Genomic DNA, 14,154 nt, shown 5'->3' with positions numbered 1-14,154 from the left:
CGTAGAAGAATAATCGTTAAATTCAGGTACCAATGATGTACTTTACATAAAAAAGATTAGAATGTACTCAAGAAAATTTGACTCCATGGAAGCAAATAAATAATCCTAATGAAGAGGTAGAAGATAATGACGCCATTTACAAGAAGAGTAATTCACATATTAAAGCAAATACCAGCGGGGAAAGTCATGACTTATGGACAAGTAGCAAAAGCAGCTCGAAGTCCACGAGCAGCGAGGCAGGTTGTACGAATTCTACATTCTATGAGTAAAAAACATCACTTACCTTGGCATCGTGTCATCAATGCGAAAGGACAAATTGTCATCAAGGATGATGAAGAGAGGATGGAACAGAAATGGCTACTGGATTTAGAAGGGGTAGAGATTAGTTTGTCTGGTTATGTCAATTTAGAAAAGTATCAATTTCACTATGATATTCAGACGGATGAAAATGAATTTGACCAATACTCAAACAAGGACTGATTTTTTTATAAAAAGGTTGGGGTCTCAGGGGGAATGAATCAATTCAAGCCCGAAAGAAGTACCTTATTTTTCATATACTACTCGGGGGGAATCGTAGGCGTAGGATGGTAGGATTAAGGCTGAGATAATTGAATATTAATATAGGATCACCCCCTATTATTTCACCTATTGACGGGATTAATGATACCGACTTTGTCTATACTTCAACGACCTTGCAACAATTGAAGGAGCTTACCGAACAGCTCGAAATCGTTGGTGGGGGCTATATTGGTTTGGAATTTGCTTCGATTTATGCCAATTTTGGTTCAGAGATCAAAGTAATTGATGGCTCAGAAACGTTTTTACCTAGAGAAGATCGTGAAATCGCGGAGGAAGTACAGAAAGTTCTCGAAAAGAAAAAGATCCAATTTGAATTTGATAGTCGTGTCGAGTCCATAACGAATCGCGATGGGAAAGTAGTTATTTCCTATAATAAAAAGCATTTGTTTTGATAGAATAGTAAAAAGCTCTGCGTTAGCAGAGCTTTTTACTATTTATTATCTAGATTCTTATTATGCTTTCCTGAAACATTTCTATTAGACTGCCTTGAGCATTTTGTAGAAAATGGCTCTTGGTATAGAAAATTTTCCATTCCTGCAGCGATTACTTCTTCAACTGCACGGCGGATATCTTCTTCACTGTAGCCTTTCAAAATCAAATCCTCCTCAATACCTCATAGTGAAAAACTACAAATTTATCCCTTTTAAGGATTAGACGTTTTCCTGCTAATAGCATACGGGATTTATGCAGGTTTTGACATGGACAATGGTCGATTTTATGAAAATGCAAGAAATAGGACTGTCACCCTACAAATGTCCGTCATACGATTAAATAACGACTCGGTTAGGGGAGATGCATTTTGGTAAACGAAAATATTCCTATTTATAACTTATTTATTAATCCAAAAAGTCTTATCGATTTAAAGAAGAATGTTTGGTCCAATAAATCTATTACGGGAAAAATAAACATTCATGGAAAAAAACATGACATTGATGTTAGGTTTCGAGGATATTATGTCCGAGAGTTTGAGAAGAAGTCGTATCATATTCATTTTTACAAACCTAGAACATGGAATGGGGCAAAAGAGCTGCATTTAAATGCAGAATATAAAGATCATTCATTCATAAGAAACAAGCTTTCCTTTGATTTTTTCTCTAGTATCGGTGTCATGACCCCCTCTGCTGACCATGTATTTCTCGTTTTAAATGGGAAAAAAGAAGGTGTTTATCTACAATTAGAATCTGTTGATGAGTACTTTTTCCAAAAGAGGAATATTCCGGTACATTCGATTTTCTATGCAGTTGATGGAGATGCTAATTTTTCATTAATTAGTGAATATGATAACGGTCCTAAGAGATCATTAGAAATGGGATATGAAATAAAATATGGATTGGACGATGAATGTTTGATTTTACAGGAATTTATTTTTAAAGCAAATACACTCTTAAGAGAAGAATTTGAACAGGAGATAGGAAATTACATTGATGTTGAAAAGTATTTGCTTTGGCTCGCCGGTGCGGTTTGTACTCAAAATTATGATGGATTTGTTCAGAACTATGCCTTATGCAGGAATGGGGAAGCGGGGTTATTTGAGATTCTCCCATGGGATTATGATGGAACTTGGGGGAGAGATGTTCATGGGGAGATTATGGAATATGATTATGTTCGAATAGATGGTTTTAATACTTTATCAGCAAGAATGCTCGATGTTCCTTCATTTAGGAATTTATATTATACAAACATCCTTCAAATCCTTAACCACCAATTTACAGTCGATTTTTTAGAACCTAGAATACAGGAATTGCATACCACTCTCCGCCCATTTGTTTTAAAAGATCCCTATAAAAAAGATTATATCGACCAATTTGATAGGGAACCGGAATTCATTTGTAAATTTATAACGGATAGGAACAACTATCTAAAGAGTGAGCTGAAAGAGCTTGGATTCAACTAGTTTTAGAAGATGGCGTACGTTTTTATCGCCAAAAAAATGAGCTCATTTAGAAAAATAGGTCAATGATATTAGCAGTTTGTCCATTCCAAATTTAAGCGAAAGCATAGAGCTACGGAGCGATTATGTAAAGTGTTAAATACCGAGGGTCCCAACCATGCACCCAACGGAAAGAAAATTTTCTTTTCAGTTAGGAAATAAATAAATAAATAAATTCCCCCTTGACCAAGGGGGACTATAAAAAACTAAATTCGGTTGTTCCGAGTCCTGTGAGAGGAAAAGAAAGTATTTTCCCTCACATTTGGCTGTTGATCTTCGTTGCCCGCAGCGGAAATCAACATTACTACATATATAGCGGTTTAAATCAGGCTACTAGTTACGGTCGTTTTTCTGGAACTAACAACATGTTTTTCGTGAGTAGTGTAAATACAGTCCTGATCTTAAAAAAAAATAGTCTTATCTTAGAATCTTTTTTGGGGACGATTCTTTAATTTATCAATAGTATTTTGAGCTTATTTTTTAAAAAGGTTAGAATTGAGTACATTATACTTGTGCATTACTTAAAGTAACTTTATAATAAAAAAGAATTAAATGTGTTGCAATAAGCAAATAACCATGCTATATTTATATTAAATTAAGGTATATTGAATTATAGATAACTGAAATGAGCCTATTTAGCAATCCATTGCTAAAAATCATTATCAATGCAAAGATAATTTGGCAGTTTTCATTAATCCAATTTACCATAAATATTTTTTAATTTTGGGGAGGAAATAATTATGTTGAAAATAGGTATTATTAACGGAAGTGTACGTCAAGGTCGTAACTCAGATGCGGTATCTAATTGGGTGTTTGATTTCGCTACAAAACGTAACGATGCAGACGTAGAATATGAATTAGTAAATCTTGCTGATTACCAATTACCATTAATGGGAGCTGTTATTCCAGAAGTAATCCAAGCAGAATCAGAAGCAGCAATCAAAGCATGGTCTGAAAAGAATGCATCATTTGATGGTTACATCGTAATTGCTCCTGAATACAATCATGCAGTTGGTGGGGCACTTAAAAATGCTACAGACTACTTGAAACCAGAAGTTGCTAACAAAGCAATTGGTTTTGTAGGATATGGTAGCTTAGGTGGCGCACGTGCAATTGAAAACCTTCGTCTAATCGCTGGTGAATTATCTCTTGCAGACGTACAAACAGCAACTACATTTTCATTAATGGCTGATTTCGAAAACATGAGCGTATTCAAACCTGCTGATTATCATGCAGCAAATGCAAATGGTATGCTTGATCAAGTTATCGCTTGGAGCCGTGTATTAAAAACTGTACGATAATCATTTCTAATGGAATGAAGTATCGATAATAATATAGGTGGTGCAACAATGGGTTTTTTAGATAAATTATTTGGTAAGTCCAATAAGGAGGAACAAAAAGTGTCAAACTTAAAAATTGGGATTGTTTTAGGTAGTGTCCGTGAAGGTCGTAACGCAGAAGCTGTTACAAACTATGTATATGATTTTGCAACAAAACGCAATGATAATGTAGATTATGAAATCGTTGATCTTGCTGAATATAAATTACCATTAATGGGTGCAGCATTATTAGAATCAGAGCAAGCAGATGCACAAAATCGCATCAAAGCATGGTCAGATAAAATGGCATCATTCGATGGTTACATTTTTGTAGCACCAGAATATAACCATGCAGTAGGTGGCGCACTTAAAAATGCAACAGATTACTTGAAACCAGAAGTAGCGAATAAAGTAGCAGGATTCGTAGGGTATGGTAGCTTAGGTGGTACTCGTGCACATGAAAACTTACGTCTAATCCTAGCTGAACTTCAAGTTGCCGACGTTCGTACAGCTGTTACATTCTCACTTATTACTGATTTCGAAAACATGAGTGTATTCAAACCTGCAGCATACCATGAAGCAAATATTAATCAAATGCTTGATGAAGTTAAATCATGGGGAACTGCATTTAAATCATTAAGAGCATAATAAATAGGGCTGTCAGGTATATTCCTGACAGCCCTGCTTTTTATTTTTCTTTAATCATCGTATATACTTGATCCACGTCTTTATCGCCTCTGCCAGAAAGGTTGACAATAATAATATCTTCACTTGTAAGTTCTTTTGCAAGCTTCAATGCATATGCAACAGCGTGTGCACTCTCTAATGCTGGAATAATTCCTTCAACCTTTGATAATTCTTGGAATGCCTCGAGTGCTTCTTTTCCAGTTGCCATTACATATTCGCCGCGTCCACTTGCTTTTAAATGACTATGCTCTGGTCCGACACCCGGGTAATCTAATCCCGCAGCGATTGAATCGGTAGGCAGTGGTTCTCCGTGTTCATCGATAAGCGTATAGGAGCGATAACCGTGAAGTACGGCAGGGATTCCCTTTGATAATGTTGGTGCTTCTGCTGGTTCTACGCCAATCAATCGAACATTCTTATCATCAATATAATTCGCAAATGCACCAATCGCATTACTGCCACCACCAGTACAAGCAACTACAGCGGTAGGAAGCTTCCCTTCTTTTTTTAAAATCTGCTTTCTTGATTCTTCACTAATGACGGATTGAAAATGTTTTACAATTGCTGGATAAGGATAAGGTCCAACGGCTGATCCGATTAAATAGAAGGTGTCTGGATAATTTGCTAGGAGATCTTCAAGTGCTACATCAACCGCTTCCTTTAATCTTCCCTCACCTTTATCGACTGCAACTACTTCTGCACCGAGCAGCTCCATCCGAAATACATTTAAAGCTTGTCTCTCTGTATCTACTTTACCCATATAGATTGTACATGGAAGGTTGAACATTGCGCATGCTGTAGCTGTTGCAACGCCATGCTGACCCGCGCCGGTTTCGGCTATAATACGTTTTGCCCCTAGACGCTTAGCTAACAGAATTTGACCGATGACATTATTGATTTTATGTGCACCCGTATGATTTAAATCTTCACGTTTTAAATAAATTTTTGCTCCACCAATCTTTCGTGTAAGATTCTCAGCGAATGTTAAAGGATTTTCCCTACCAACGTATTCTTTCAGATAGTAATGGTATTCTTCTATGAAGGTAGGATCATCCTTGGAAACTTCAAACTCTTCTGCAATAATTGCTAATACTTTTTTCAAGCCATCGGGAATATAACTCCCGCCAAATTCACCATAATAACCTTTTTCTGCTATTCTCTGCTCATTACTCATCTTAATCCTCAGCTCCTCTGAATATTAAATGCTTTTCATTATTTTAACATTTTTTACAAACTATTCAATTATTAGGAAGAATATAATATTTAATAGATAATAATCGAAAAAGCCGGGATCGCTCGTTTCTATACAAGTGCTCCCGGCTTTTTATGAAGGATATTATTTTTGGATAAACATTTGTGTCCAGTAGTGACCAGTTTCTAAATAGCCAATACCGATATGTGTATAGCTTTTATTAAGGATGTTTGCTCTATGACCTGAACTATTCATCCAAGCATTCACTACCTCTTTTGCAGTTCGTTGTCCTTGAGCGATGTTTTCGCCTGCAGATTTGTATTTAATGCCATAATTTTGCATCATGGTAAATGGTGAACCATATGTCGGGCTTGTATGACTAAAGTATCTTTTTTCTTGCATATCCTGAGATTTATGATTGGCAACTCTAGCAAGCTCCCAATCATATTTAAGTGCAGGTAAACCAGCATTAGCTCTTTCAACATTTACTAGTCTTATAACCTCCTGCTCTATATTGTATGCTTCATTTGTTGAGAGCTGAATTTGTTGTCCAGGATAGATGAGGTTTGGATTTTTAAGCTGTGGATTAGCGTTGATTAGTTCACTTACTCCTGTTTCTGTTTTCACTGCAATTTTCCACAAGGTGTCTCCACCTTTAACAGTATATGTGCTCGCTGCAAATGTCGAGACAGGTAATAATACTGTAATTGATACGACAGCTGCCATCGTTAATTTACTAATTTTCTTAAACATGTAAAACTCCCTTTCACTAGTTAATAATTAAAGAATAAATAGTTTCATAGAAAGATGCATTAATAAAAAAATGGAAGGATTTTTACAGAATGGTTACAATAATGGAGGTATACACTAATCTCAAGAGTGATAGCGCTTTTATTTAGTAATGTTAATGTAACGTTAGTCGAACATTTATGGGGAATTAATAAAAAAAGTGTGTGAAAAAGGAAGAAAGTTTGTACTGCTCTTTTTTAGTTTTAATTAGGAAGTCTATTAAGCAGTGTGTTTTAAAGTGAGGATTGAAAGAGAATATATACGCCTATGGTTTCTATTAGTTATTTTATAATAAAAAAATATCTCTTTCTATATAAGACAACTTTACGGAGAATAGTTACTATGGAACCCTTATGTTATATAACTTTTCAACATAATTATAGACGTCTAAACTATAGTCGATTGTTCGGGGGATTTGATATAAAAATAATTTTTTCATAAAAACACTTGACGAATGATAGGTTTATGATGTTTAATATAAATCTGTGATCAACACATAAAACTTTACATAAACAAAATATTTGTTATGTATTTGATGCCGGCCTAGCTCAATTGGTAGAGCAACTGACTTGTAATCAGTAGGTTGGGGGTTCAAGTCCTCTGGCCGGCACCATGTTACTTTTATTTTCCACAGTAGCTCAGTGGTAGAGCAATCGGCTGTTAACCGATCGGTCGTAGGTTCGAATCCTACCTGTGGAGCCATTAAAACTGGCCCGTTGGTCAAGCGGTTAAGACACCGCCCTTTCACGGCGGTATCACGGGTTCGAATCCCGTACGGGTCACCATAGTGGAGGATTAGCTCAGCTGGGAGAGCACCTGCCTTACAAGCAGGGGGTCGCAGGTTCGAGCCCTGCATCCTCCACCATAAATATAATATCATCGCGGGGTGGAGCAGTCTGGTAGCTCGTTGGGCTCATAACCCAAAGGTCGTAGGTTCAAATCCTGCCCCCGCAACCAAATTATTTTCTAAAATAGTGGTCCGGTAGTTCAGTTGGTTAGAATGCCTGCCTGTCACGCAGGAGGTCGCGGGTTCGAGTCCCGTCCGGACCGCCACTTATATATGTTGGAGGTATACCCAAGTCCGGCTGAAGGGATCGGTCTTGAAAACCGACAGGCGGGTCAAACCGCGCGGGGGTTCGAATCCCTCTACCTCCTCCATTTACATTCATATGGCTCGGTAGCTCAGTCGGTAGAGCAAAGGACTGAAAATCCTTGTGTCGGCGGTTCGATTCCGTCCCGCGCCACCATAATATTTTAATAGATAAAATACTAAATTGTATATATTACTACCATATTATAAAATATGGCGGTCGTGGCGAAGTGGTTAACGCACCGGATTGTGGCTCCGGCATTCGTGGGTTCAATCCCCACCGGTCGCCCTCATATAAGGCGCACTAATCAAATCGCTGTTATATATGTACTAAGGAAATTCTGCTTTTTATTTGAGCCATTAGCTCAGTCGGTAGAGCATTTGACTTTTAATCAAAGGGTCGAAGGTTCGAATCCTTCATGGCTCATCAATATTTGCGGGTGTGGCGGAATTGGCAGACGCGCTAGACTTAGGATCTAGTGTCTTCGGACGTGGGGGTTCAAGTCCCTTCACCCGCATCATAGTTTTAAATATGCCTAAGCGAAAGAGTTCTTTGGTAGACCTCTGCCTTGTTAAAGAAGGGTAGTGGATTCTAATCTTCGTTTTTCGCTTTAAACCCTTGCCGGGGTGGCGGAACTGGCAGACGCACAGGACTTAAAATCCTGCGGTAGGTGACTACCGTACCGGTTCGATTCCGGTCCTCGGCACCATATGCGCCCGTAGCTCAATTGGATAGAGCGTTTGACTACGGATCAAGAGGTTAGGGGTTCGACTCCTCTCGGGCGCGCCATTATTCCGGGAAGTAGCTCAGCTTGGTAGAGCACTTGGTTTGGGACCAAGGGGTCGCAGGTTCGAATCCTGTCTTCCCGACCATTTCTTCATAACGGGGCCTTAGCTCAGCTGGGAGAGCGCCTGCCTTGCACGCAGGAGGTCAGCGGTTCGATCCCGCTAGGCTCCACTTATTCTATGATTTGTTTATTTTAATTTTTTATAGATCAAAAATTAGATATAGCAGTTAGTAAGGTTTGATAACATCCCATCTAGGATTGAACCTAAAAAATCTATCTGTATCACATTATGCGGGTGTAGTTTAGTGGTAAAACCTCAGCCTTCCAAGCTGATGATGAGGGTTCGATTCCCTTCACCCGCTCCAAATGATTTATAATTTGGGCCTGTAGCTCAGCTGGTTAGAGCGCACGCCTGATAAGCGTGAGGTCGGTGGTTCGAGTCCACTCAGGCCCATCGCACTTTTTTAAAAAAAGTGTTGACTTGTTATATCTATGATGATAAACTTTAAAAGTTGTCGCAAAAAACAACAAGAAATATTCAAGAAAAAAAGTTGTTGACAACAATAAGTGATTTATGATATATTAATAGAGTTGCTTCTGAAGCAACCGAACATTTGCTCTTTGAAAACTGAACAAAACAACCAGTATGTCAATGAAGAGAAACGTGTTTTCTTTTCAACAAAACAAGAAGGTAACACTTCTTAAAAGCTAAGACATTATATGGAATTGATTGGTGTCAATTTCATTTCAAACACTTTATTGGAGAGTTTGATCTTGGCTCAGGACGAACGCTGGCGGCGTGCCTAATACATGCAAGTCGAGCGCAGGAAGCAAGTTGACCCCTTCGGGGAGATACTTGTGGAATGAGCGGCGGACGGGTGAGTAACACGTGGGCAACCTACCTGTAAGATCGGGATAACTCGCGGAAACGTGAGCTAATACCGGATAATACTTTTTACCTCATGGTGAGAAGATGAAAGGCGGCGCAAGCTGTCACTTACAGATGGGCCCGCGGCGCATTAGCTAGTTGGTGGGGTAATGGCTCACCAAGGCGACGATGCGTAGCCGACCTGAGAGGGTGATCGGCCACACTGGGACTGAGACACGGCCCAGACTCCTACGGGAGGCAGCAGTAGGGAATCTTCCGCAATGGACGAAAGTCTGACGGAGCAACGCCGCGTGAGTGATGAAGGTTTTCGGATCGTAAAACTCTGTTGTTAGGGAAGAACAAGTATGATAGTAACTGATCATACCTTGACGGTACCTAACCAGAAAGCCACGGCTAACTACGTGCCAGCAGCCGCGGTAATACGTAGGTGGCAAGCGTTGTCCGGAATTATTGGGCGTAAAGCGCTCGCAGGCGGTCTTTTAAGTCTGATGTGAAATCTCGTGGCTTAACCACGAACGGTCATTGGAAACTGGAGGACTTGAGTACAGAAGAGGAGAGTGGAATTCCACGTGTAGCGGTGAAATGCGTAGAGATGTGGAGGAACACCAGTGGCGAAGGCGACTCTCTGGTCTGTAACTGACGCTGAGGAGCGAAAGCGTGGGGAGCGAACAGGATTAGATACCCTGGTAGTCCACGCCGTAAACGATGAGTGCTAGGTGTTAGGGGGTTTCCGCCCCTTAGTGCTGAAGTTAACGCATTAAGCACTCCGCCTGGGGAGTACGGCCGCAAGGCTGAAACTCAAAAGAATTGACGGGGGCCCGCACAAGCGGTGGAGCATGTGGTTTAATTCGAAGCAACGCGAAGAACCTTACCAGGTCTTGACATCCTTTTGCCCTCCCTAGAGATAGGGATTTCCCTTCGGGGACAAAAGTGACAGGTGGTGCATGGTTGTCGTCAGCTCGTGTCGTGAGATGTTGGGTTAAGTCCCGCAACGAGCGCAACCCTTGATCTTAGTTGCCAGCATTTAGTTGGGCACTCTAAGGTGACTGCCGGTGACAAACCGGAGGAAGGTGGGGATGACGTCAAATCATCATGCCCCTTATGACCTGGGCTACACACGTGCTACAATGGATGGAACAAAGGGCTGCAAAACCGCGAGGTCAAGCAAATCCCATAAAACCATTCTCAGTTCGGATTGTAGGCTGCAACTCGCCTACATGAAGCCGGAATCGCTAGTAATCGCGGATCAGCATGCCGCGGTGAATACGTTCCCGGGCCTTGTACACACCGCCCGTCACACCACGAGAGTCGGTAACACCCGAAGTCGGTGAGGTAACCTCTATGGAGCCAGCCGCCGAAGGTGGGACCAATGATTGGGGTGAAGTCGTAACAAGGTAGCCGTATCGGAAGGTGCGGCTGGATCACCTCCTTTCTAAGGAATATTCGGAACGCTATCTTTAAGATAGTAAGGACATACTGTGTTGTTTGGTTCAGTTTTGAGAGAGCAAATCTCTCATTTTATACTTTGTACCTTGAAAACTAAATAAGAGTAACAACGACATCAATTTTTAAAATTAAAGCAAGGCTAATAAATTAGTACGCTTATTTACTAACTTAGTTAAGTGAATAAGGGCGCACGGTGGATGCCTTGGCACTAGGAGCCGATGAAGGACGGGACTAACACCGATATGCCTCGGGGAGTTGTACGTAAACTTTGATCCGAGGATTTCCGAATGGGGAAACCCGCTGTTCGTAATGGGACAGTACCATTATCTGAATACATAGGATAATGGAGGCAGACCCGGGGAACTGAAACATCTCAGTACCCGGAGGAAGAGAAAGCAAATGCGATTTCCTGAGTAGCGGCGAGCGAAACGGAATTAGCCCAAACCAGAAAGCTTGCTTTCTGGGGTTGTAGGACACTCCTTTGGAGTTACAAAAGAATTCTTTAGACGAATCGATCTGGAAAGGTCAGCCATAGCGGGTAACAGCCCTGTAGTCGAAAAGGAATTCTCTCCGGAGTGTATCCTGAGTACGGCGGAACACGAGAAATTCCGTCGGAATCCGGGAGGACCATCTCCCAAGGCTAAATACTCCCTAGTGACCGATAGTGAACCAGTACCGTGAGGGAAAGGTGAAAAGCACCCCGGAAGGGGAGTGAAATAGTACCTGAAACCGTGTGCCTACAAGTAGTCGAAGCCCGTTAATGGGTGACGGCGTACCTTTTGTAGAATGGACCGGCGAGTTACGATCGTATGCAAGGTTAAGTGGAAGACACGGAGCCGCAGCGAAAGCGAGTCTGAATAGGGCGTTTATAGTATGCGGTCGTAGACCCGAAACCGTGTGATCTACCCATGTCCAGGGTGAAGGTCAGGTAACACTGACTGGAGGCCCGAACCCACGTATGTTGAAAAATGCGGGGATGAGGTGTGGGTAGGGGTGAAATGCCAATCGAACACGGAGATAGCTGGTTCTCTCCGAAATAGCTTTAGGGCTAGCCTCAAGCATTGAGTATTGGAGGTAGAGCACTGATTGAACTAGGGGCCCTCACCGGGTTACCGAATTCAGTCAAACTCCGAATGCCAATTACTTCAGCTTGGGAGTCAGACTATGGGTGATAAGGTTCATAGTCGAAAGGGAAACAGCCCAGACCGCCAGCTAAGGTCCCAAAGTATACGTTAAGTGGAAAAGGATGTGGAGTTGCCCAGACAACCAGGATGTTGGCTCAGAAGCAGCCATCATTTAAAGAGTGCGTAATAGCTCACTGGTCGAGTGACTCTGCGCCGAAAATGTACCGGGGCTAAACGTATCACCGAAGCTGCGGATTGTTCTTCGAACAATGGTAGGAGAGCGTTCTAAGTGCTGTGAAGTCAGACCGTGAGGACTGGTGGAGCGCTTAGAAGTGAGAATGCCGGTATGAGTAGCGAAAAAAGAGTGAGAATCTCTTTCACCGAATGCCTAAGGTTTCCTGAGGAAGGCTCGTCCTCTCAGGGTTAGTCGGGACCTAAGCCGAGGCCGAAAGGCGTAGGCGATGGACAACAGGTTGATATTCCTGTACCACCTCATGATTGTTTGAGCGATGGGGGGACGCAGTAGGATAAGGAATGCGCACCGATGGATGTGTGCGCCCAAGCAGTGAGAAAGTTGGATAGGCAAATCCGTTCAACAATTTCAAGCTGTGATGGGGAGGGAAATTAGTACCGAAGTTCCTGATTTCACACTGCCAAGAAAAGCCTCTAGTTAGATCATAGGTGCCCGTACCGCAAACCGACACAGGTAGGCGAGGAGAGAATCCTAAGGTGAGCGGGAGAACTCTCGTTAAGGAACTCGGCAAAATGACCCCGTAACTTCGGGAGAAGGGGTGCTTCATTAACATGGAGCCGCAGTGAATAGGCCCAAGCGACTGTTTAGCAAAAACACAGGTCTCTGCGAAGCCGAAAGGCGAAGTATAGGGGCTGACACCTGCCCGGTGCTGGAAGGTTAAGGGGAAATGTTAGCACTTCGGTGCGAAGCATAGAACCGAAGCCCCAGTAAACGGCGGCCGTAACTATAACGGTCCTAAGGTAGCGAAATTCCTTGTCGGGTAAGTTCCGACCCGCACGAAAGGTGCAACGACTTGGGCACTGTCTCAACGAGAGACCCGGTGAAATTATACTATGCGTGAAGATGCGCATTACCCGCGACAGGACGGAAAGACCCCGTGGAGCTTTACTGTAGCCTGATATTGAATGTTTGTGCAGCTTGTACAGGATAGGTGGGAGCCGTTGAAGCGTGAGCGCTAGCTTACGTGGAGGCGCCCGTGGGATACCACCCTAGTTGTATGAACCTTCTAACCCAGGACCGTGATCCGGTTCGGAGACAGTGTCAGGCGGGCAGTTTGACTGGGGCGGTCGCCTCCCAAAGAGTAACGGAGGCGCCCAAAGGTTCCCTCAGAATGGTTGGAAATCATTCGTAGAGTGTAAAGGCAGAAGGGAGCTTGACTGCGAGACCTACAAGTCGAGCAGGGACGAAAGTCGGGCTTAGTGATCCGGTGGTTCCGCATGGAAGGGCCATCGCTCAACGGATAAAAGCTACCCCGGGGATAACAGGCTTATCTCCCCCAAGAGTTCACATCGACGGGGAGGTTTGGCACCTCGATGTCGGCTCATCGCATCCTGGGGCTGTAGTCGGTCCCAAGGGTTGGGCTGTTCGCCCATTAAAGCGGTACGCGAGCTGGGTTCAGAACGTCGTGAGACAGTTCGGTCCCTATCCGTCGTGGGCGTTGGAAGTTTGAGAGGAGCTGTCCTTAGTACGAGAGGACCGGGATGGACACACCGCTGGTGTACCAGTTGTTCCGCCAGGAGCATCGCTGGGTAGCTACGTGTGGAAAGGATAAGTGCTGAAAGCATCTAAGCATGAAGCCCCCCTCAAGATGAGACTTCCCATCACTTCGAGTGAGTAAGATCCCTCAGAGACGATGAGGTTGATAGGTTCGGTGTGGAAGCGTGGTGACACGTGGAGCTTACGGATACTAATCGATCGAGGACTTAACTAAATTCTTATTTGATTGTCGTTGACCATTACTCTTATTTAGTTTTTAGGGTACAAACCTAAATATAGTTGTCTGGTAGTAATAGCGAAGAGGTCACACCTGTTCCCATCCCGAACACAGTAGTTAAGCTCTTCAGCGCCGATGGTAGTTGGGACTTTGTCCCTGCAAGAGTAGGACGCCGCCAGGCAAATGCAAAAAGGTAAGATATGGTATATCCATATCTTACCTTTTTTAGTATGAATAATCTAAGGGGTTTTAGATACCTGATTATTATTATAATAATTTCATCTTTTTAGAAAGCTCTTTTCTAAAGCTTGTTGCTTTCTAATATTGCAAGGATAAATGTTGAAAAGGAAAATT

Annotated in this window: 8 protein-coding genes, 17 tRNA genes and 3 rRNA genes; 25 read left to right on the top strand and 3 right to left on the bottom strand. The window is 42.4% G+C overall.

Features of this window, described 5'->3' with window-relative positions; translation table 11 throughout:
* The first annotated feature begins 126 nt into the window (after positions 1–126).
* Positions 127–480 (top strand): MGMT family protein, encoded by a 354-nt coding sequence (locus tag CUC15_RS18800; protein WP_114918129.1) that lies wholly within the window; start codon positions 127–129, stop codon positions 478–480.
* 128 nt (positions 481–608) lie between these two features.
* Positions 609–971 (top strand): FAD-dependent oxidoreductase, encoded by a 363-nt coding sequence (locus tag CUC15_RS18795; RefSeq protein ID WP_114918128.1) that lies wholly within the window; start codon positions 609–611, stop codon positions 969–971.
* A gap of 38 nt (positions 972–1,009) precedes the next feature.
* Here CUC15_RS18795 and CUC15_RS20190 read toward each other — a convergent pair whose 3' ends face one another.
* Complete coding sequence (locus CUC15_RS20190) at positions 1,010–1,171, bottom strand: CotG/ExsB N-terminal domain-containing protein (protein WP_162800363.1); 162 nt, start codon at positions 1,169–1,171, stop codon at positions 1,010–1,012.
* A gap of 207 nt (positions 1,172–1,378) precedes the next feature.
* On the opposite strand from CUC15_RS20190, the gene CUC15_RS18790 reads away from it, so the two are divergent.
* The 3 genes from CUC15_RS18790 (at position 1,379) to CUC15_RS18780 (ending at position 4,476) form a co-directional block, all read left to right on the top strand.
* A complete protein-coding gene (locus CUC15_RS18790) occupies positions 1,379–2,473 on the top strand; it encodes a CotH kinase family protein (protein ID WP_114918127.1) in 1,095 nt (364 codons plus the stop codon).
* A 776-nt stretch (positions 2,474–3,249) separates the two neighbouring features.
* Positions 3,250–3,810 (top strand): NADPH-dependent FMN reductase, encoded by a 561-nt coding sequence (locus CUC15_RS18785; RefSeq protein WP_114918126.1) that lies wholly within the window; start codon positions 3,250–3,252, stop codon positions 3,808–3,810.
* Between the two features lie 48 nt (positions 3,811–3,858).
* Positions 3,859–4,476: an NADPH-dependent FMN reductase gene (locus tag CUC15_RS18780; RefSeq protein WP_114918125.1), complete on the top strand. Its 618-nt coding sequence runs from the start codon at positions 3,859–3,861 to the stop codon at positions 4,474–4,476.
* A gap of 40 nt (positions 4,477–4,516) precedes the next feature.
* Here the strand turns inward: CUC15_RS18780 and trpB are convergent, their stop codons facing one another.
* Together trpB and safA are read right to left on the bottom strand one after the other, a co-directional pair.
* Positions 4,517–5,689 carry a tryptophan synthase subunit beta gene (trpB, locus tag CUC15_RS18775; protein WP_114918124.1) on the bottom strand — a complete coding sequence of 391 codons (1,173 nt, stop codon included), beginning with the start codon at positions 5,687–5,689 and terminating at the stop codon, positions 4,517–4,519.
* Positions 5,690–5,851: 162 nt separating this feature from the next.
* Positions 5,852–6,460 (bottom strand): SafA/ExsA family spore coat assembly protein, encoded by a 609-nt coding sequence (gene safA, locus CUC15_RS18770; RefSeq protein WP_114918123.1) that lies wholly within the window; start codon positions 6,458–6,460, stop codon positions 5,852–5,854.
* A gap of 573 nt (positions 6,461–7,033) precedes the next feature.
* Between safA and CUC15_RS18765 the strand changes: the two genes are divergently transcribed.
* The 20 genes from CUC15_RS18765 to rrf all read left to right on the top strand — a co-directional run bounded on the left by CUC15_RS18765 (position 7,034) and on the right by rrf (position 13,981).
* Positions 7,034–7,109, top strand: a tRNA-Thr gene (locus tag CUC15_RS18765).
* 14 nt (positions 7,110–7,123) lie between these two features.
* A tRNA-Asn gene (locus CUC15_RS18760) sits at positions 7,124–7,198 on the top strand.
* Positions 7,199–7,206: 8 nt separating this feature from the next.
* Positions 7,207–7,281: transfer RNA gene (locus tag CUC15_RS18755), tRNA-Glu, on the top strand.
* Between the two features lie 4 nt (positions 7,282–7,285).
* A tRNA-Val gene (locus tag CUC15_RS18750) sits at positions 7,286–7,361 on the top strand.
* Positions 7,362–7,376: 15 nt separating this feature from the next.
* Positions 7,377–7,453 (top strand) — tRNA-Met (locus CUC15_RS18745).
* Positions 7,454–7,472: 19 nt separating this feature from the next.
* A tRNA-Asp gene (locus CUC15_RS18740) sits at positions 7,473–7,549 on the top strand.
* A 12-nt stretch (positions 7,550–7,561) separates the two neighbouring features.
* Positions 7,562–7,654, top strand: a tRNA-Ser gene (locus CUC15_RS18735).
* A 13-nt stretch (positions 7,655–7,667) separates the two neighbouring features.
* Positions 7,668–7,743, top strand: a tRNA-Phe gene (locus tag CUC15_RS18730).
* 59 nt (positions 7,744–7,802) lie between these two features.
* Positions 7,803–7,875, top strand: a tRNA-His gene (locus CUC15_RS18725).
* Between the two features lie 65 nt (positions 7,876–7,940).
* Positions 7,941–8,013 (top strand) — tRNA-Lys (locus tag CUC15_RS18720).
* A 9-nt stretch (positions 8,014–8,022) separates the two neighbouring features.
* A tRNA-Leu gene (locus CUC15_RS18715) sits at positions 8,023–8,104 on the top strand.
* 103 nt (positions 8,105–8,207) lie between these two features.
* Positions 8,208–8,296 (top strand) — tRNA-Leu (locus CUC15_RS18710).
* Between the two features lie 3 nt (positions 8,297–8,299).
* Positions 8,300–8,376, top strand: a tRNA-Arg gene (locus CUC15_RS18705).
* A gap of 6 nt (positions 8,377–8,382) precedes the next feature.
* A tRNA-Pro gene (locus tag CUC15_RS18700) sits at positions 8,383–8,459 on the top strand.
* 12 nt (positions 8,460–8,471) lie between these two features.
* Positions 8,472–8,544 (top strand) — tRNA-Ala (locus CUC15_RS18695).
* A gap of 121 nt (positions 8,545–8,665) precedes the next feature.
* Positions 8,666–8,739: transfer RNA gene (locus tag CUC15_RS18690), tRNA-Gly, on the top strand.
* A gap of 15 nt (positions 8,740–8,754) precedes the next feature.
* A tRNA-Ile gene (locus CUC15_RS18685) sits at positions 8,755–8,828 on the top strand.
* 302 nt (positions 8,829–9,130) lie between these two features.
* Positions 9,131–10,695 (top strand): 16S ribosomal RNA (locus CUC15_RS18680).
* A 184-nt stretch (positions 10,696–10,879) separates the two neighbouring features.
* Positions 10,880–13,797: ribosomal RNA gene (locus CUC15_RS18675) — 23S ribosomal RNA — on the top strand.
* Positions 13,798–13,865: 68 nt separating this feature from the next.
* Positions 13,866–13,981: ribosomal RNA gene (gene rrf / locus CUC15_RS18670) — 5S ribosomal RNA — on the top strand.
* The 16S, 23S and 5S rRNA genes sit together here with 17 tRNA genes alongside, the layout of an rRNA operon.
* Positions 13,982–14,154: the final 173 nt, after the last annotated feature.

Origin of the sequence: Oceanobacillus zhaokaii (genome assembly GCF_003352005.1) — a bacterium.
GTDB lineage: Bacteria > Bacillota > Bacilli > Bacillales > Amphibacillaceae > Oceanobacillus > Oceanobacillus zhaokaii.
This window is presented reverse-complemented; position numbering and strand designations above follow the sequence as displayed.

What these genes read in the sequence shown, in the direction of transcription:
- CUC15_RS18800 (WP_114918129.1), top strand. Translation starts at nt 127, where the DNA reads ATGACGCCATTTACAAGAAGAGTAATTCACATATTAAAGCAAATACCA.
- CUC15_RS18785 (WP_114918126.1), top strand. Translation starts at nt 3,250, where the DNA reads ATGTTGAAAATAGGTATTATTAACGGAAGTGTACGTCAAGGTCGTAAC.
- CUC15_RS18780 (WP_114918125.1), top strand. Translation starts at nt 3,859, where the DNA reads ATGGGTTTTTTAGATAAATTATTTGGTAAGTCCAATAAGGAGGAACAA.
- trpB (WP_114918124.1), bottom strand. Translation starts at nt 5,689, where the DNA reads ATGAGTAATGAGCAGAGAATAGCAGAAAAAGGTTATTATGGTGAATTT.
- safA (WP_114918123.1), bottom strand. Translation starts at nt 6,460, where the DNA reads ATGTTTAAGAAAATTAGTAAATTAACGATGGCAGCTGTCGTATCAATT.